Raw genomic sequence first — 17,657 nt, 5'->3', positions numbered from 1 at the left:
AAAATTTTCTAAAATTTGTTTTTTTTATACAGCAAATCTACGTGTGAAGTCCTCTTTGTTTTTGGTAGTAAAAATGGTGGTTTTAGTAAAAAACAAGGTTTTGACTGTTTAAAAATGAAAAATGCCTCTAAAAGAGGCATTTAACGCTACTAATCAACCATAAGGATACATTGCAAATCCTTATTTTTTTTTAGTTTTCTACTACTATTTTACCAATAGCTTTTCCGCTTTGTAAGTGTGCATAAGCGTCACCCACTTGTTCTAGCGAAAACTTATTTTCATCTAAAATTGGTGTTAAATGTCCTTCATTAGAAATTTCAGCTAAACGCTCTAGAATTTTACCATGAACATCTCTTTTAAAGTTATGTAACATTGGAATTAGCATGAATACCACGTGTAATGATGCGCCTTTAAAATGTAAGGGTGTTAAGTCTAATTCACATAAAGAAACTGTAGTTGCAATATGTCCGTTAAGCGCTATGGCTTCAATAGAATTGGTAAGGTTTGCACCACCAACGGTATCAAAAACTACATCAAAACCGCCATCGGTATATTTTGCAGTATAATCGGCTACTTTTTCAGTTTTAAAATCGATGAAGGTTGCGCCAAATTTTTCTACAATCGCTTTTTGGTCGTCACCTGTTCCTGTGGCAAAAACTTCTGCTCCAAAATACTTTGCCAATTGTACTGCTAAGTGACCAACACCACCAGAACCACCGTGTATTAGTACTTTTTGACCTTCTTTTACACCTGCTCTTGTTAAACCTTCGTAAGCTGTAATAGCAACTAATGGTAAGGCTGCAGTTTCGCGCATGGTTAAGCCTTTTGGTTTGTGTGAAACAAGGTTGCTATCTGCTACAATATATTCCGTTAAGGTTCCTGGTAAATCGGCTAATCCGCCGGCACAACCATACACTTCATCACCTACTTTAAAACCTTCTACACCATCACCAACAGCTTCTACGGTTCCTGAAAAATCCATTCCTAATAAGGCAGGTGTAGCAGGCGATAACGGTAAATCGGTTCCCATGTTTTTAATCATGGTGTCAATTGTATTCACACTAGATGCCGCTATTTTAACTAAAACGTGATTTGTTTTTACTTCTGGTTTATCAATTTCAGTTGCTGTAAATGTTGCATTTTCAGCGTAACTGTTTAATAACATTGCTTTCATAATTTTTCTTCTTTTTATTTATGATTTATTAATTTGATTTTAAAATTTTAATTTATTTCTTGAATATCTATGAGCATAGATTCCCAATTCTTTTGGTTATCATGGTTAAACTGAGCACCATTTTCATCGGCATATTGAAAACGTTTAACTGCTGGTGTTCTACTTGTTGCTTGGAATAATTGGTAGGCTTCTTCTTTTAAAGCTTCTTTAATTGGCAAGTCTAATGAAGCATAAACTGCACGCTTACATGCTGCTATAGAATCTGCTGGAAATTTTGCGATACGTTCTGCTAAAGCATCAACATAGGGTCCAATCTCATCAGGATCTAATGCTTTGTTTACTGTTCCAAATTTTTCTGCCTCATCTGCGCCCCAGTCTCTTGCACCAAGTATGATTTCCAAAGCTTTACCCAAGCTAGTTTGTCTTGCCATACGGGAAGCGCCACCACCACAAGGTAAAATGCCCATACCTACTTCCATTTGCATGAATTTGGCTTTTCCTCTTGCTGCAAAACGCATATCTAAAGCCAATGCCATTTCGTGTCCGCCACCACGCGCAAAACCTTCAATTTTTGCTATTGTTGCCTGTGGCAAATTGCTTAAACGCTCTAAAATAGATTGTAAATCGAATAATTTTATTTCATTTCTTGGTACCGCTTCGGTAGATAAGTCTTTAAGTAAATCGGTATCGTAATGGCAAACCCAATAACCTGGATTAGATGATTCAAAAACGACTACTTTTACGCTTCTATCGCGTTCTAATCGTAAACAGAGACTGCTTAAGTCTGCTAACATTTCTTGGCCTTGTACGTTTACCGGTCCGAAGTTGATGTCTACGGTTAAAATAGCACCGTTTTGTTTTGCTGTGAATGTTTGAAAGTTCTTGTAGTTCATAATGTCTGAATTTGATTAATACTGTTGTGTTGTTTGTACAGTACAAATGTATTCTAGACATCAAGCTATTTTTTGGTAGAAAACAATGTGGTATTGGTAAAAAATAAGGTTTCTAGTAAAAAACTATTATAAACTAGCTTTATAGGCACTTAAACTAATGCCTTTATAAGTTTTAAACGTTTTGTTTAAATGACTAGAATCTGTAAAACCAAGTTCTAATGCAATTTCAGAGTCTTGTGCATCGGTGTATTTTAGGCGAGTTTCTACCAACTTTAATTTGTAGTTGATGATATACTTTTTAAGAGAAACATCGGTATGTTTTTTAAAATATTCACTAATGTAATTATCTGCCATATGGAATTCATTGGCTAAACTTTTAGTAGTTAATAATTCCGAATTATAAATGTTAGAATGAATATAGTTAATGATTTGCTGAATTTTTGAAGACTTTATTGCTTTGACTTCTGAAGCGTTTACATACTGAATATTACGCGCAATTAAATGAAGAATTACAGACAATGAATTTTGAATAATAAAAATATCGTGAGTTTGGGTATTTAAATATTCCGTAGCTACCATATTTACTAAAGAAACCAAGTGCGACCTGTCTGAAGTTGTTTCAAACTGCATTTCACGTAGTTGATGGCTTTCGCTATTAAGAATTTCTTCAATTTTACGAAACCAGTCGTTTACTGGTAATTCTTGGTTTTGTTCGTTGGGATTTCTAAAGAAACTCTTTAAAAACTTAATGGCAATGGTACTTGTAGCCGTTTCGGGTTCAACGATGTAAATATCATCTGGAACAAATACAAAAATGCTATTTGGTGTATAATTAACCGTATTTCCGTTTATTTTAATACGTCCATTACCCGATTCAAAATATAAAATCTCGAAAAAACGAATGCTGGTATACTCACAAAACGAGAAAAATGTTTGCTCTTTGTATTGTTGAATAACGATATTTTCTAGGATTGTTCTTGCCATAATGCTTACCAATTTAACATTTTAAAAATGAAAAAGCCACACATTATAAACTATAAATAGTGGCTTTTTCTGCTATTAATCAATCAAACTAAACTTAAAACTATCTATAAGGAACACCTTTTACTAAAGGTTTAAATCTAAATATGTAAAATGGTGTTGATGATTTATCTTTTCCGTTATTAAATACAGCGCCATTGTTTACTTGTGCTGCAGAAACGTACATATAACCATCTAAGTGATTGTAACTCACGCCATCTGGCCATACCATATTTTTGTCTTGAACCATTGTTTTTACAGATTTATCTTTCGCTAAAACCACTGCAACACTTTGCGTTTCAAGTGCTGTTAGGTAAATATTTCCATCCATATCAATACTCATTCCGCCATTGTTCGGTTTTTCAGAATAGGTTTCAATTTTAGCATCTAAATCTTTATCTGTATAAGCTTCATTTACTAAATCAAGCGTTTTAATTCTGTAAATTTTGGTTCCGTTTAACGGTCCGTAGTAGATGTATTCAAAATCTTTATCTGCTGTAATTCCGTCGTTACCAACCAACAAATCGTTTCCGTTTACTGCCAGATGTTTACCATTAATAACCGTTGGTGTGTTTTCTGGTTTTGTGGTTCGTGTACCTTCCAAAATGCGACGTGTTTTTCCAGTTTTCATATTTACAATGATGAATGCCGCCTTACTTCCATCGCCACCATTACCAATACCTTCGTCTGCAATGATAAAATAACCGTGTTTGGTATCTACGACCATATCGTTGGGCTGTGCAATCTTTGGAACCGACGACTTTGGCAAGTAATAAATACGCTCTAAACTGTTGGTGTTTGTATTCCATCCCACGATTTTTGGCGTTACGTTATTACGTTGTGCCATATCTATCATCCAAATGATTCCATTTTGGTCATTACGGATTCCTAAAACGTTACTTAAATAGTTGTCATCTGTAACTCTTGGTTTGTTCCACGCTTTATTTGGAAACGGTTTGCTTTCTTTGGTTTTTGCATCCATTATCATCACGCGATTTTCGGGTTCAAAAAATGGATGATGGCTATAAACTAAATCGCCGTTATTGGTAAACGTAATGTTACCAACTGCCTGATTTGTTGTGGCAAATACTTCTGCTTCTGTCAGTGAATTTTGTGCGTTTAATGTCATAACCGAAACTGCTAAAGCAAATACTAAGATGGAATGTTTCATAGCTATTTTACAATTATACTTTTTAATGCGAATTCTCTCTTTCAGAATTTTTCACCAACTGTTTCAATACATCATAATCACTTGGAACAGGAATTACACCGTTTTCAGTTTGGTACACTTCGTAAGCTTTCTTTAATTCTTCTGCAACTTCTGGCATTTCAGAAATTAGATTATGCATTTCTGATGGGTCTTTGATAATGTTATAAAGTTCCCATTCACCAAAACCTTTAGTTTTAGGGTTGTACACTAGTTTGTAATCGCCTTTAAAAACAGCTCTACTACCTGCCAATTCTGAACCTATGGTTTCCTCTGCGCTGTGAACTTTACTCGATTCAGTGGTTAAAGATGCCCACATACTTTTTCCTGTAATTGGAAAAATGTCCTTGTTTTTATAGGTGTTTCCTGTGTCTTCCAATCCTGCAACTTCTAACATTGTAGGTACTACATCCTTAATAAATGCAAATTCTTGAGTAATTTTTCCGGCTTTAATTTTCTTTGGATACCACGCTATAAAAGGCACTCTTACACCACCTTCAGTAGAAAACATTTTGTAATAACTATTTGGCGTGTTGGATGCTGAAGCCCAGTTTGGACCGTAATCTGAAAAGGAACCTTTTAGCCCTACTTGCGAATAATCACCATTATAATCTTCCATAGAAGAATAGGTGTAATTGTTTTTGTACCAATCTTTAAATGCCGGATTTTTTGGTAACTGATTTGGGTCTGCACCATTATCTGAAAGGAAAATAATTACCGTATTATCATACTCACCAATGTCTTTAAGATGATTGATGATACGACCAATATTATAGTCCATATTATCTGCCATACCTGCGTAGGCTTGCATTCTTCTGGCATTGAACTTTTGTTCTTCTTCTGATAAGTTTTCCCAATCGGACAATTTCCAAGCAGGAACTGTTGTTGCTGCATTTTCAAAATTAAGGGTAACTTCTGGTGAAACTATTCCTAATTCTTTTTGTTTCTGTAACCTGTTAAGGCGTAATTCTTTCCAACCCTTATCATAAACACCATTATATTTGTCTATAAATTCTTTTGGCGCCTGATGTGGATAATGAACCGCTTGATATGCTACATAACCAAAAAATGGTTTGTTATCTTCTTTACTAGAATCGATGTAGCTTATCATTTTATCAGTGTAGTAATTTGAAGAAAAATAGTTTTCTGTTGGCAAACTAATTTGTTTATCATCTTCAAAATAATGCACTTCTTTGTTTAGTGGCATATACGGTTGTTCAACCCAATTATCTGCACCACTTTCCATAAGTGCAAAAGACTTTTCGAAACCTCTGGCATAAGGAATTTTGGTTTCTGTTTTTCCCAAGTGCCATTTACCAACCATATAAGTATGGTAACCACCATCTTTTAATCGAGTGGCTACAGATACTACGTCATCATTTAAAAAACCTTCGTAACCTGGTTGCCCAAATTGGTTATCGGCTTGTATTTCTACCAAATTACCAATACCTGCTCTATGATTATCGACACCAGTCATCAGCATAGACCTAGATGGCGAACAAGCTGCACTTACGTGGAAATTAGTAAACTGCGTGCCTTCTTCTGCCAATTTATTGATGTTTGGTGTATTGATTTCACTACCGTAAACGCCAATGTCACCATAACCCATATCATCTGCCAATATTAGAAGAATATTAGGTTGCTTTTGTTCTTCTTTTGACTCGCTATTTTTGGCTGTTTTATCTGCTTTTGAATGACATCCAAAAAGTAATGACAAAGCTATAATAGATACTATTTTTAAAGTTTTCATAAGTACTATTTAATTTTGAATTTACCATTAGAACGGATGTAAATAACCGTTTCTGTATCTGTACTTAAGCGTGGTGATGCTTTTTCTTCTGCACCAAAATAAGAACCTGGTTCTAAGATATTTTTAGCATCTTTTTTAGAAAATTGATGCGTTACTTTACCTGATATAACAACAGCTCTAAAATTTGGACTTAAATTTTTAATTTTACCTTTAAATCCAGCAGGTAATTTTATTAAAGACGCGCGCAGTTGATTTTTTTCGTGACTTCCCCATAAAAAAGCAGTTTCTACATTACTTTTTTCTGAAACCCATTCAATATCATTAGCGTTTAACCAAACTAAATTGGTTTTATCTACGTTTACTGGTTTTTCGCCATTATCAAACGCTTCTGATGTTGGTTTTACCAAATATGGTCCTTCTTGAATATCTAAAAACGCCATATTATCTTCAGCATCTGCAGCTGTAATATGTGCTTCTCCTGCTGGTTGCTGCCAATATGAACCGGCTGGTAACCATTGTTTTTCGGCGTTTTCATCATCATTATGTAACAAACCTTTAATTACAACACCACGATAGGTGATGTTGTGAATATGTGGTGGTGATGAAAATCCTTTTTTAAATTTCACTAAAAAACCTGCTGGCTCATTTTTTGTACGGTCGCCCCAAAGTTTTCCTGCAGCAGGACTTTTATCGCCTCGTAATGGATTTAACCATCCCCATTCTACGTTGTCTGCCGTTACGACTTCGTTTTTAGATTTTCTAGCATCTGTTGTTGGTGTTTGGGCAAAAGCCGTAACACTTAATAACAGCAATACTAATGTTGTTGTGATTGATTTCATGATTTTTGTTTTTATTGATTAAAAACGAAAACATTTCGTTTTAAAAATTTTATTTTTCTTTTGTTTTCTTAAGATATGCAGGTAATTCTTTGCTTAGCCAATCTTGACGAACCGGCACATGCACATCTAAATCTACCGTTTCTTCTAATGCCCAAAATTCGTGTGGCACATTTTCTGGAAAAACAATTACTTCTCCGCCAGAAACAATTACAAATTCTTCTTTACCGTCTATTATGGTTTTTATTTTCACCTTACCAGACAAAATGTATGTAATTTGCTCATTTGGGTGTTTGTGCCAAGGAATATGAGCGCCTTTTTCAAGATTGAAAATGGTCATTTGTCCTTTTTCACCGTGAAACCACTTGCGTTTTATGCCTTTACCAATAGTTTCTGATTCCATTTCATCAAAATTGAAATGTTGCACTTTTGAAGTGGCTACAGAATCTATGCTATTTACTTGTGCGCTTGCTTCAACTCCTATAAAACAAACTATAAGTATTATTAAAGCAACTATTTTCGTTTTCATAATTTACAATTTTATACTCTATTGTTTCTAAAATCCTTCTAAAACAATTTTTCCTTTTGCTTTACCTGTTTCTAAAAACGCATGTGCTTTTCTCAGGTTTTCAGCATTTATAGTTCCGAAATTTTCACCTAATGTGGTTTTTATGGTTCCGTTGTCGATTAATTCGGAAACTTCGTTCAAAATATTATGCTGCTCAATCATATCTTCGGTCTGAAACATTGAGCGTGCAAACATAAATTCGATGTGCGTTGATACCGCTTTTGATTTAAAAGGCATCACGTTTAGCGATTTTGGATCGTCGATAAATCCGAATTTACCTTGAGGTTTAATCAGTTTTACAATTTCATCTACGTGGTGTTCCGTAGCATTTAAACTCACTACATATTCTGGTGCAGGAAGTTTGTATTTTTCAAACTCTTCACTCAATTTATTTCTGTGATTGATTACGGTATCCGCGCCCAATTCTTTTAACCAAGATGTGGTTTCTTCGCGAGAAGCTGTACCAATAATATTCAACTTCGTTAACTTTTTAATTAATTGCACCATAATAGAACCAACACCACCCGCAGCACCAATAACTAAAATAGATTTGTTGGGATCTTCTTTTGAAACCTCTAACCTATCAAACAACATTTCGTATGCTGTAAGTGTTGTTAACGGCAACGCAGCAGCTTCAGAAAACGATAAACTTTTTGGTTTTTTACCAACAATACGTTCATCTACAATTTGGTATTCTGCATAACTACCTTGACGTGTAAAATCTCCTGCATACCAAACTTCATCACCTACACTAAACAAGGTTACATCTTCTCCAACTTCCTTTACAATTCCTGTTGCATCCCAACCAATTACTTTCCAGTTGTCACCTTCAGCAGGCATTCCTGCACGCACTTTGTAATCTGCTGGATTTACTGAAATGGCTTTTGTTTTAACAAGAATATCATGTCCTTTTGCTTTTGGAATGTCAAGCTCAACGTCTTGCAGCGACTTTTCGTTATCAATTGGCAAGTTCTCTTTGTATGCTATTGTTTTCATAATATTTCTTACTTCCAAGTTACAATCTCATCAAAAGCTCTTCTAGATTTTGGGAATTCAGGATCTGCTTTTCTGTATCCGAATGCAGCCATAAATGAAATTCCGTATTTATCAGTATCAACATCAAACTTATCTCTTAATAGAGCTTCGGTTTCTTCAATATGAAATCCTTCTATTGGGCAAGAATCGATTCCTGTTAATGCGGCAGCAGTCATCATATTACCTAATGCAATGTAAGTTTGCTTTGATGACCAATCGAATAATTTTTTATCTGAATCTAAATTAAAATCGCGCTCTTGGAATTCTCTGTAAAATTTAGAATACATTTCTATAACATCTTCAGGCATTTGCTTAACCTCTTTCATCATGTGTTCAATGTATGCTGCATCGTGTTTTACCATAGGTGCTTTCATGGCTAAACCTAAAATAAAGTGACTTGCAGTATCTAATTTTACTGGTGCTCCCCAAGCTACAGGTTTTAAAAGTTCGCGTAATTCTTTGTCTTGCACTACTATAAAATGCCAAGGTTCAAAACCAAAAGAACTTGGTGATAAATTGGCTGTTTTTAAGATGAAATTGATTTGCTCATCGGTTAATGTTTTTGACGCGTCAAATTCTTTGGTAGCGTGTCTGTAATTAAATGCGTTTAAAATGTCTTCTTGTGCAATGTTTGGTGTATTCATTTTTATGTGTTTTTTAAATAGTTTTCTAATTATATAAACAAAAGTACATTAGCTTCATTAGTAAAAGCATGTACAAAAAAAGGTGTTGTTAGTATAAAAAGAGGTTTTACTCTTAAACTTTTCTTAAAGTCCTGTGCTTATAGTCTTTATTTAACAATTTTGTGTGCGTTTTAATTGATAATTGAGCATTAATTTTTGGGCTGTTAATAGTAGAAATGTATAAATAAAGGTTAAAATTAACACAACACCTCTATTTTTAGTTAATTTTGCGAGTAAACCAAACATAAATCTCTAGTTATGCAAGTAATAGAAGCTTATAAACCTTTTGAAATACAAGAAATTGAATTATCTGATTGGAAACAACGCCCTGTAAAGAATAATTTTTTTGAATTAGTTTTAATAAAGGAGGGCGAAGGTTCACAATGCATTAATTATAACCATTACAAATACAAAAAAGGCAGTATTTTTTTATTACCACCTTTAAAATGTCATTCTTTTACTATTGAAAAACCAACTAAGTTTGTGTTTTTAAAATTTACAGATTCATTTTTTAGAAGCGCTAAAAGCATAAGTATTGATAGAAATGAATGGTTTAAAGAAGCAGCTTACATTTTATCTAACTACAACCAATTACCAGGTGATATTATAAAAGAAACTGCAGACAGAGATTTTCTTGAAAGCCTAATAAATATTATTTTACAAGAATCTAAAAGTAGTAATGCTAATGCCATTAGTTTGGTTACAAGCTTAATGACCAGCGTTTTAGAAATTTTAATTAGAAATATTAAAAAAGCTAATTATTTTGAATTGCCTAAAGATAAAAGTGATGATAAAATAACTAAAATGCTAACCTATATAAATGAAAACATTGATAAAACTGAATTACTTAAAGTTGATAATTTAGCCAATGTATTTAACATGTCTGCCACTTACGTTAGTGAATATTTTAAAAAACAAGCTAAAATGTCGTTACGTGAGTACATTATAAAAGCAAAACTAAAATTAGTTGAGATAAGATTGTTAAATTCAGATTTCACACTAACTCAAATTGCAGACGATTTAGGGTTTACTGATGTTAGTCACCTTTCTAAAACCTTTAAGCGTTACGCAGGTACTTCTATTAAAGAATTTAAAAACAAAGGTGAATATATGTTGCTAAAACGTGGGGCTTGTGATGTTGCCTAAAGCGTTTAATTTTTAATGTTTTACAAATACCTATTTAAAAAAGCTTAAAACTTATGAAGTTTGCTGGCCAAAAAACTGGGGCTACTATCTACTTCAATTTCTAACCAAACAGGTAAATGGTCACTTATTTGGTTGCGTTTCCAATACGAATTGAAATAGCTTTTAAAAGCTGAATTTGATGTTAATGTTGAAGGATCGCCCTTATGCGCTAGCATTAAGCTGTGATATTTTTCAATTTCAGCATCAGTGTTTTTATACACATAATCAAAAAGGTTGAATACGCCTCCTCTTTCATTGCCATTAGCATCTGTACCAATTTTAAAATATTTATGAACGTTTAAAAATATCCTATCGTAAATTTGATTTAAACTGGTATTTGTAAATTTTCCTTTTAAACCATCGCTTTCAAAAAAGCCTTTAGAGGTAAATAAATCTACAATATCATCATCATCTACATATAAATTAGTATCACCTAAAATAATAAGATTTTGATTTTCGTACGAAGTACTCTTTTGTTTACCTTCAAGTAAATTCAGCAATAATTTAACTTCTTCTTTGCGTAAATTTTTATTAGTGTTACCATCGCCTGGGTGTAAATGTACACTAACTACAGAAAATTTTCGCCAACCACTTTCAAAACCAGTAAAAGTTGGTGTTCGTTTTAATTGCTTAATTATGGGGTTGTTATTTGCTATTTCTGCCGGAATAACCAACTCACCAGCCAACCCAGAGTGTGTTACACGCCTAGAATCATAAATAAAACCAAAACGTTCATCGTTACCAGAATCACCTTCGGTTACATCGCTTAAAGTATATTTCCAATGGCTTCCAAGTATTTGTAACAACTTATTAAACTGAGTAATGTTGCTATTAATTTCTTGTATACCAACAATATCGAAAGCGCTAATTATTTCTGCTATATAATAAAGCGATTCTGAGGTTCTGTTTAGCAGTTTTCCGAAATTTTTAATATTCCAAGAAGCTAAAAGCAAGTTTTTATCAACTGTTTTATTGGGTATTTTTTGTTGAAGCCCATTTTTTAATTCTAAAATATTGCTGATAGTTCGTTGTTTATCAACATCAGTCATTTCTCTAGCAAAATTATTACTAGCATCTAGCATTATTAATGAATACCTGTCTGTTGTGAGCTCACTATCGGGTCTTAAATCGTTATACCACATAATATTAGTTATTTTATAAGATTAGGCTAACAATTTTGTTTAAGGAGATGTTTAAAAGTACACATTTTACAAATACTATAAGTTAAATGTATATTAACAAAAAAAGCAACAAAGTGACTAACTTGATTGCTTTAATTTTATGTTGTATTTTTCTTTAGTAAGAATCTATTTCTCTACCTAAAATAATATCTCTTTTAGCTACCCACAACCCTTCTTTTAAATCTAATTTTAAAATTCTTTGCGGATCTGTTTCTTTAACTTCTTTTCTGCATTTTTCTGTTAATAATGGGTCGTCATCAAACAAAAAAGTTTCAATTTTATATTCAGGTTTATTAGGTTCTTTTACAATTGGATAAATTTGTTTGGGCTCTTTGCTATGAAAATAACTACCAGGTACAAATGTGTAAAGTGTGTATTTGCCATCTTCATCAGTTCTTACCCAACCTCTGTGGTGTACATAGCGTTTTTTATTGTGGCGTTTTAATTCAAAATTGCCATCTTCATCAGTTTGATGCACAAACAATACTACATTTTTAGCAGGTGTAACACCATCGGCTTCATAAATAGTACCTGTTATTTTTAACTTATTTTTTTTCGAATTGAAATCTGGAATAGTATCAGTATTGTTCAAGTTTTTTTCAGAAAAATCATAAACAGGACTGCGTTTTTTATAATTTTCAGGTGCATCATTTATAACAGTATTATTTTCTTGTGCTAATACTGAAGCACTCATTATTACCATACCAATAGTAATAATGCTCATGAGGGAAGCATAATTTTTCATAGGGTTAATTAATTTATTTTGAAATTATATTTTTTAAACTGTTCAGCAATAAAAAATATATCAATGAATACATTAACTCGATAAATTGATTTCTTTTGCAAAAAACACCGATTAAACACCTATACCAAAACAACTTACAGTTATATTAACTTTATTTAACAATTTGCTGTTTTTTGTATTTTGAAAATTGCCGAACTTAGTTAAAAAATTAAGTTTATGACAATATTTGTAGATATGGATGATGTGCTAGCCGACACGTTTGGTAAACACATTGCATGGTATAACAGAGAGTTTAATGCCAATTTAAAAAGAGAAGATATAATTAGTGGCGAAGTTTACCAAAATGTACCAAAACAGCACCAAAAAAGTGTATTACAACATGCCTTTACTCCTGGCTTTTTTTATGAATTAGAACCTTTGCCTAATAGTATTGAAGTTATGGAAGCACTTTACAATAAACACGAAGTTTATATAGCCACAGCGGCTACGCAGTTTCCTACTTCATTAAAAGAAAAAAGCGATTGGTTGGCTAAATATATGCCGTTTATTACCTGGGAACATCAAATTATGTGTGGCCATAAATTTATTTTAAATGGCGATTTATTAATTGATGATAGAGTCTATAATTTAGAAAATTTTGAAGGTGATACACTTTTATTTTCTAATCCGCATAATATAAAAGACACAGGTTACAAACGTGTAACAAATTGGGAAGAAATAGGTAATTTACTTTTAAAACCAGCGATAATTTAAACAGTTTTCACAACATTTTTAATACTAATAATCCAATCATTTATATTGGTATTTTTATTAGTGTTTATAGCAAAACTACCGTTACCATATGGCGCGTAAATAGCAGCGTTGGTTGTTTTAAAAAAACCAACTGTTGGTGTTAATGATGCGCTAGCTAAATGCATAACACCATTATCTGCAGCTATAAAAGCAGCGGTGTTATTTAATACACCAGCCATTTCTCTAATATCTTTACTGTAAAAATGAGGTGCTTCAAAATTAATTTTTGAAATATTTTCAACGGGTAACATTTCAATAATATTATGCTTTGGAAATTCTTTCAAAAGGCGCTTGTAAAGTGTGTTCCACCAAATTTCATCATAACATTTATTACCTGTTGCGTTTGTATAAATACAAATAGTTGGCTTGTTGTTTTTTGTAATATTATTTAAAATTGTTTTACCGTGTTTAATTTCAGAATTGGTTAGTTTAATGTTTAAAACAGGAACATCAGTTTGGTTTGTTGGTAATCCTAATACCTGCAAATACAGTCTTAAATTGTAAATAGGATATTTTGAAAGGTGCTCATAATCATCAAAATTATTAATTATTTGAGCATCAACATCGCCAAATAATTTAAAGGTAGACCTCGCAAATTTGGTTGATAATTTGCCCGAAGATGAGTTTTTGTCAACATTAATTACTAAATCGTATTTTGTTTTTTTCAACTTCAACCAAGTAAAACCATATTTTAATAATTGGTTAAATGGTTTACGTGGTAATTCTATTATGGTATTTATCTGTTTGTAATTTTTATATATAACATGTGCTACACTTCCTTTTACAAATAAATCTATTTTGCTGTGAGGAAACGTGTTATTAAGCTCTTGAATTAAAGGTGTTAAGAGTAGTTGATTACCTAGTTTATGATTAGGACGACTAACCAATATTTTTTTTATTTGAGAAGCATTTTTTAATTGTGTATTTGGTGTAGTGTATGATTTGCCAACGTTTTTTGTTAAACGCCCCATTACCTTAAATCTTAAGCTATTAATGGCTTTTTTAATATTCATAAAGTTGCTATTTCTTTTCTTTAAACCTTGCGTTTAAAACTAAACCAATAATAATTAAAGCAATACCTAATAAACTCCAAAATGTATATACTTCAGAAAAAATAAATACACCAAACAATAGGGTGAAAACAGTTTCAATATATTTTAAAGGAGCTATTTGGCTTGCCGATGCTACTTTATAGAATGCTTTAGTCATAAAAACTTGTCCAAAATACCCAAAAACACCTAAAGCTAAAAGTAATAACCACTCTATACCTTTTGGAGTAATCCAGTTATTAATTGATAATAAACCACCAACAAATAATGAAATTAGCATAAAATAATTTACCACTACAACAGGATGTTCTGTATTACCAATTTTACTCAACACAATATAAACAAATCCGCTAAAAATAGCCGATAAAAAAATGAGCACAAGCCCATAAGTGCTTACTTGAGTATCAAACCCTTTTAAAATAACAACGCCCACAAAAGCTATTATAAAACAAAGCCATTGCAAAGGCTTTACGGTTTCTTTTAAAAAGAAAATTGAAAAAACTGCTGCAAAAATAGGTGCCATATAGCGTAGTGAAACCGCTGTACCAATGGGCAAATATTTAGTAGACATAAAAAAGAATGTCATTGATGTTAAACCAACAATACCACGCAGTATTAAAAGCTTTTTGTTATTGCCAAAAAAGGAAATGTTGTTTTTAAAAAGAATGGAAAACGTAAATATTAATGTACCAAAAGACCTAAAAAATACAATTTGATAAGCGCTAAATTGCACTAAATGCTTTACAATGCTATTCATACACGCAAATGAAAGTGTACTAATAAGCATAAACTTTAAAGCTTGTTTATAATCCAAATAAAACTATTTAAAGGGTGTGTTTATCTTTTAATCTTCAGGAGGATAGCCGTGAACGGTTTCAAAAACTTCATCAAAATTAGTTCTAATGTATGAGTTTAGTTTTTTACGGTACTCGCCTTTTAACCATTCAACAAAATTAAATGTACTTTTACTAATACATTTTGTGTAACGGCCAATTCTAAAATCAATGTCATCACCTAATTTTCTTGCTAGTGTAAGCGCATCATAAACATCTTCGCTATTTTCAACACAAATTTTTGCGTGTTGTGCAATAGAACGTTCTAACACAACTTTTGATGATTCGCCAGCTCTAATAGACTCTACATATGTTTTTTGAATATCAAAATACACTTCTTTAGAATTGCTAAATTCTTCTCTTAAAGCATCGGGCATTTCATACCTAAAGTTGCTTTCTAATTCTTCATCACTTAATAAAGCATCTAAATAATAGTTTGGAGACCTAAAAATACGTTGCCAATCTAAATTATCACCCCAAGGTCCAAACCTATGAAAGTTGTTACCCAAATCTATAACCGCAAATGTTTTTTTATTGTCTAAAACCCTTGACCCTCTACCAATCATTTGATAGTAAAGTGTTAAAGATTTTGTAGCTCTGTTTAAAATAATACTTTCAACGGTAGGTTCATCAAAACCAGTGGTTAAAATACTTACCGAGGTTAAAATGGCATCGGGTGTTTTACTAAACCATTTTAATATTTGTGCACGTTCTTTTTTAGAGTGTGTATTATCTAGGTGTGCTATTGGGTAACCTGCTCTTCTAAAAGTATCATACACGTGTAATGATGTATTAATACCGTTGTTAAAAATTAAGGTTTTTTTGCCTTTAGAACGTTCTTCATAAGCTCTTAATAATTTTGAGAGCATATTATCATCTGTATATAAATCTTCAGAAGATTTTACGGTATAATCACCATTTGCTCCTACTACTAATGATGTTAAACCAACATTGTAGCTAAACATTTCGGCTCTTGCCAAAAAGCCATTACTAATTAAAGATTCTATACTTTCACCAACAATTAACTCATCGTAATTATCAGTCATTGGCAGCTCAATGCTTGAACTTAAAGGTGTTGCAGTTACACCTAAAATAAAACTTTGACTAAAAAATTTAAATAGTTTTGTAAATGAATTGTAGTGCGCTTCATCAATAATTACCAAGCCAATATCAGAAATATCTAACTTATCATCATTTAACCTATTGTTTAAGGTTTCAACCATGGCTACAAAGCAAGAATAGTCTGCTTGATCACTTAAATCTGCCTTACTATCTACTACTTTATTATGAACTCCAAATTCTGTTAAAACCCTAGAGGTTTGCTTGCATAACTCAATTCTATGAGTCATTACTAAAACTTTCTTCTTATGAGTTTTTAAATATTGTCTAACAATTTCAGAGAAAATAACGGTTTTACCTCCACCTGTTGGTAATTGATATAGCAAATGATAATCAGAAGGAGATTCATCAAAACTTTTAAAAATTTTATCAATTGCGCCTTTTTGGTAACTGTATAAATCTTTACCGGTTTTTCTTTCTTCTAATTCTGTTTGTGATACTGCCATGTAATATTTTTTACAAATGCAAAAATAACATCTTTATGCAGTTTTGAAAGTATGTTTAACGTAAAATATTGAATAAAACTTAATCTTATTCATATTTTTGCTACATCACATTAAAATAAAAAACATGCAAATAAACGATAAATCTGGTGTTAAAGCTTACAGCGCTAATGAACAACGCTATGATTCAATGACATACAAGCGCACCGGAAAAAGTGGTGTGCTTTTACCTGCTATTTCAATTGGGTTGTGGCATAATTTTGGTTTTATTGATAGCATTCAAAACGGAAGAGATATTTTACGTTGCGCTTTTGATGCTGGCATCACTCATTTTGATTTAGCTAATAATTACGGCCCGCCTTATGGTTCTGCCGAAGAGAATTTTGGCACTATATTTAAGCAAGATTTTAAACAATACAGAGATGAACTTTTTATTGCTACCAAAGCCGGTTATGATATGTGGCCCGGGCCATACGGTAATTTAGGCTCTAGAAAATATTTAATAGCAAGTTTAGACCAAAGTTTGAAACGTATGGGGTTAGATTATGTTGATATTTTTTACCATCATAGACCAGACCCAGATACGCCTTTGGAAGAAACCATGGGTGCTTTGGCAGATATTGTGCGCCAAGGAAAAGCCTTGTATGTAGGTATCTCTAACTATCAATCTGAAGAAACTCAAAAAGCAGCAACCATATTAAAACAATTGAATGTGCCTTTTATTTTGCATCAAGCACGTTATTCTATGTTTGATAGATGGGTAGAAAATGGTCTGTTAGATACTTTAGAAGATAATGGTGTTGGTTGTATTGCATTTTCTCCTTTGGCTCAAGGCATGCTTACAGATAAATACCTAAACGGAATACCCGAAGGTTCTAGAGCTGCAAAAAGTTTAAGTTATTTAAATACTGAAACTGTTGAAAGTAATATTAAAAAAGTACAAGCTTTAAATAAAATAGCTGAACAACGCGGACAAAAATTATCACAAATGGCTATTGCTTGGATTTTGAGAAAACCACAAGTAGCCTCGGTTTTACTTGGTGCAAGTTCTGCAAATCAGTTAAAAGAAAATTTAAAAGCTTTAGATAATTTAGAGTTTTCTGAAGAAGAATTACAAAGTATTGAAAGAATAGTTGGTGTTTAA

Annotated in this window: 17 protein-coding genes; 3 read left to right on the top strand and 14 right to left on the bottom strand. The window is 32.4% G+C overall.

Features of this window, described 5'->3' with window-relative positions; all coding sequences use genetic code 11:
* Positions 1-190: 190 nt before the first annotated feature.
* The 9 genes from ACYX4H_RS13360 to ACYX4H_RS13320 all read right to left on the bottom strand — a co-directional run bounded on the left by ACYX4H_RS13360 (position 191) and on the right by ACYX4H_RS13320 (position 9,127).
* The gene (locus ACYX4H_RS13360; RefSeq protein WP_476236785.1) at positions 191-1,174 is read right to left on the bottom strand and encodes a zinc-dependent alcohol dehydrogenase family protein; all 984 of its coding nucleotides are present in this window, start codon (positions 1,172-1,174) and stop codon (positions 191-193) included.
* A gap of 47 nt (positions 1,175-1,221) precedes the next feature.
* On the bottom strand, positions 1,222-2,067 hold the full coding sequence (locus tag ACYX4H_RS13355) for an enoyl-CoA hydratase/isomerase family protein (protein WP_476236784.1): 846 nt from the start codon (positions 2,065-2,067) through the stop codon (positions 1,222-1,224).
* Between the two features lie 126 nt (positions 2,068-2,193).
* Positions 2,194-3,051: a helix-turn-helix domain-containing protein gene (locus tag ACYX4H_RS13350; RefSeq protein WP_476236783.1), complete on the bottom strand. Its 858-nt coding sequence runs from the start codon at positions 3,049-3,051 to the stop codon at positions 2,194-2,196.
* 100 nt (positions 3,052-3,151) lie between these two features.
* Positions 3,152-4,258, bottom strand: coding sequence for an L-dopachrome tautomerase-related protein (locus ACYX4H_RS13345; RefSeq protein WP_476236782.1), 1,107 nt, complete (start codon positions 4,256-4,258; stop codon positions 3,152-3,154).
* 22 nt (positions 4,259-4,280) lie between these two features.
* Positions 4,281-6,044 carry a sulfatase family protein gene (locus ACYX4H_RS13340; protein WP_476236781.1) on the bottom strand — a complete coding sequence of 588 codons (1,764 nt, stop codon included), beginning with the start codon at positions 6,042-6,044 and terminating at the stop codon, positions 4,281-4,283.
* 5 nt (positions 6,045-6,049) lie between these two features.
* Positions 6,050-6,883, bottom strand: coding sequence for a DUF4437 domain-containing protein (locus tag ACYX4H_RS13335; protein ID WP_476236780.1), 834 nt, complete (start codon positions 6,881-6,883; stop codon positions 6,050-6,052).
* A gap of 49 nt (positions 6,884-6,932) precedes the next feature.
* Positions 6,933-7,409 carry a cupin domain-containing protein gene (locus ACYX4H_RS13330; protein ID WP_476236779.1) on the bottom strand — a complete coding sequence of 159 codons (477 nt, stop codon included), beginning with the start codon at positions 7,407-7,409 and terminating at the stop codon, positions 6,933-6,935.
* A 27-nt stretch (positions 7,410-7,436) separates the two neighbouring features.
* On the bottom strand, positions 7,437-8,444 hold the full coding sequence (locus ACYX4H_RS13325) for a zinc-binding alcohol dehydrogenase family protein (protein ID WP_476236778.1): 1,008 nt from the start codon (positions 8,442-8,444) through the stop codon (positions 7,437-7,439).
* Positions 8,445-8,452: 8 nt separating this feature from the next.
* The gene (locus ACYX4H_RS13320; RefSeq protein WP_476236777.1) at positions 8,453-9,127 is read right to left on the bottom strand and encodes an NAD(P)H-dependent oxidoreductase; all 675 of its coding nucleotides are present in this window, start codon (positions 9,125-9,127) and stop codon (positions 8,453-8,455) included.
* 297 nt (positions 9,128-9,424) lie between these two features.
* On the opposite strand from ACYX4H_RS13320, the gene ACYX4H_RS13315 reads away from it, so the two are divergent.
* Positions 9,425-10,312, top strand: coding sequence for an AraC family transcriptional regulator (locus ACYX4H_RS13315; protein WP_476236776.1), 888 nt, complete (start codon positions 9,425-9,427; stop codon positions 10,310-10,312).
* A 44-nt stretch (positions 10,313-10,356) separates the two neighbouring features.
* Here the strand turns inward: ACYX4H_RS13315 and ACYX4H_RS13310 are convergent, their stop codons facing one another.
* Both ACYX4H_RS13310 and ACYX4H_RS13305 read right to left on the bottom strand, forming a co-directional pair.
* Positions 10,357-11,493: an endonuclease/exonuclease/phosphatase family protein gene (locus tag ACYX4H_RS13310; RefSeq protein ID WP_476236775.1), complete on the bottom strand. Its 1,137-nt coding sequence runs from the start codon at positions 11,491-11,493 to the stop codon at positions 10,357-10,359.
* A 154-nt stretch (positions 11,494-11,647) separates the two neighbouring features.
* Positions 11,648-12,256, bottom strand: coding sequence for a hypothetical protein (locus ACYX4H_RS13305; protein WP_476236774.1), 609 nt, complete (start codon positions 12,254-12,256; stop codon positions 11,648-11,650).
* 237 nt (positions 12,257-12,493) lie between these two features.
* Here ACYX4H_RS13305 and ACYX4H_RS13300 point away from each other — a divergent pair, with 237 nt between their 5' ends.
* Entirely contained in the window at positions 12,494-13,030 is a 537-nt protein-coding gene (locus ACYX4H_RS13300) for a 5' nucleotidase, NT5C type (protein WP_476236773.1), read from the top strand.
* Here the strand turns inward: ACYX4H_RS13300 and ACYX4H_RS13295 are convergent.
* The 3 genes from ACYX4H_RS13295 to ACYX4H_RS13285 are packed head-to-tail and all read right to left on the bottom strand — an operon-like array spanning position 13,027 to position 16,516.
* Complete coding sequence (locus ACYX4H_RS13295; RefSeq protein WP_476236772.1) at positions 13,027-14,082, bottom strand: glycosyltransferase family 9 protein; 1,056 nt, start codon at positions 14,080-14,082, stop codon at positions 13,027-13,029. The two genes, ACYX4H_RS13300 and ACYX4H_RS13295, sit on opposite strands and share 4 nt — an antisense overlap.
* A gap of 7 nt (positions 14,083-14,089) precedes the next feature.
* Positions 14,090-14,932, bottom strand: a complete 843-nt coding sequence (locus ACYX4H_RS13290) for a DMT family transporter (protein WP_476236771.1) — start codon at positions 14,930-14,932, stop codon at positions 14,090-14,092.
* A gap of 30 nt (positions 14,933-14,962) precedes the next feature.
* Positions 14,963-16,516 carry a DEAD/DEAH box helicase gene (locus ACYX4H_RS13285; RefSeq protein ID WP_476236770.1) on the bottom strand — a complete coding sequence of 518 codons (1,554 nt, stop codon included), beginning with the start codon at positions 16,514-16,516 and terminating at the stop codon, positions 14,963-14,965.
* 124 nt (positions 16,517-16,640) lie between these two features.
* On the opposite strand from ACYX4H_RS13285, the gene mgrA reads away from it, so the two are divergent.
* On the top strand, positions 16,641-17,657 hold the full coding sequence (mgrA, locus tag ACYX4H_RS13280) for an L-glyceraldehyde 3-phosphate reductase (RefSeq protein WP_476236769.1): 1,017 nt from the start codon (positions 16,641-16,643) through the stop codon (positions 17,655-17,657).

It is taken from the genome of Seonamhaeicola sp. ABD4_340 (assembly GCF_056312135.1).
The sequence above is the reverse complement of the archived record's forward strand: the minus strand, read 5'-3'. Positions and strand labels throughout refer to the sequence as shown.

Bases quoted from the DNA above. Each gene is read 5' to 3' on its own strand.
- ACYX4H_RS13360 (WP_476236785.1), bottom strand. From the start codon at position 1,174: ATGAAAGCAATGTTATTAAACAGTTACGCTGAAAATGCAACATTTACA.
- ACYX4H_RS13345 (WP_476236782.1), bottom strand. From the start codon at position 4,258: ATGAAACATTCCATCTTAGTATTTGCTTTAGCAGTTTCGGTTATGACA.
- ACYX4H_RS13355 (WP_476236784.1), bottom strand. From the start codon at position 2,067: ATGAACTACAAGAACTTTCAAACATTCACAGCAAAACAAAACGGTGCT.
- ACYX4H_RS13325 (WP_476236778.1), bottom strand. From the start codon at position 8,444: ATGAAAACAATAGCATACAAAGAGAACTTGCCAATTGATAACGAAAAG.
- ACYX4H_RS13285 (WP_476236770.1), bottom strand. From the start codon at position 16,516: ATGGCAGTATCACAAACAGAATTAGAAGAAAGAAAAACCGGTAAAGAT.
- ACYX4H_RS13335 (WP_476236780.1), bottom strand. From the start codon at position 6,883: ATGAAATCAATCACAACAACATTAGTATTGCTGTTATTAAGTGTTACG.
- ACYX4H_RS13310 (WP_476236775.1), bottom strand. From the start codon at position 11,493: ATGTGGTATAACGATTTAAGACCCGATAGTGAGCTCACAACAGACAGG.
- ACYX4H_RS13315 (WP_476236776.1), top strand. From the start codon at position 9,425: ATGCAAGTAATAGAAGCTTATAAACCTTTTGAAATACAAGAAATTGAA.
- ACYX4H_RS13295 (WP_476236772.1), bottom strand. From the start codon at position 14,082: ATGAATATTAAAAAAGCCATTAATAGCTTAAGATTTAAGGTAATGGGG.
- ACYX4H_RS13350 (WP_476236783.1), bottom strand. From the start codon at position 3,051: ATGGCAAGAACAATCCTAGAAAATATCGTTATTCAACAATACAAAGAG.
- ACYX4H_RS13340 (WP_476236781.1), bottom strand. From the start codon at position 6,044: ATGAAAACTTTAAAAATAGTATCTATTATAGCTTTGTCATTACTTTTT.
- mgrA (WP_476236769.1), top strand. From the start codon at position 16,641: ATGCAAATAAACGATAAATCTGGTGTTAAAGCTTACAGCGCTAATGAA.
- ACYX4H_RS13330 (WP_476236779.1), bottom strand. From the start codon at position 7,409: ATGAAAACGAAAATAGTTGCTTTAATAATACTTATAGTTTGTTTTATA.
- ACYX4H_RS13305 (WP_476236774.1), bottom strand. From the start codon at position 12,256: ATGAGCATTATTACTATTGGTATGGTAATAATGAGTGCTTCAGTATTA.
- ACYX4H_RS13300 (WP_476236773.1), top strand. From the start codon at position 12,494: ATGACAATATTTGTAGATATGGATGATGTGCTAGCCGACACGTTTGGT.
- ACYX4H_RS13320 (WP_476236777.1), bottom strand. From the start codon at position 9,127: ATGAATACACCAAACATTGCACAAGAAGACATTTTAAACGCATTTAAT.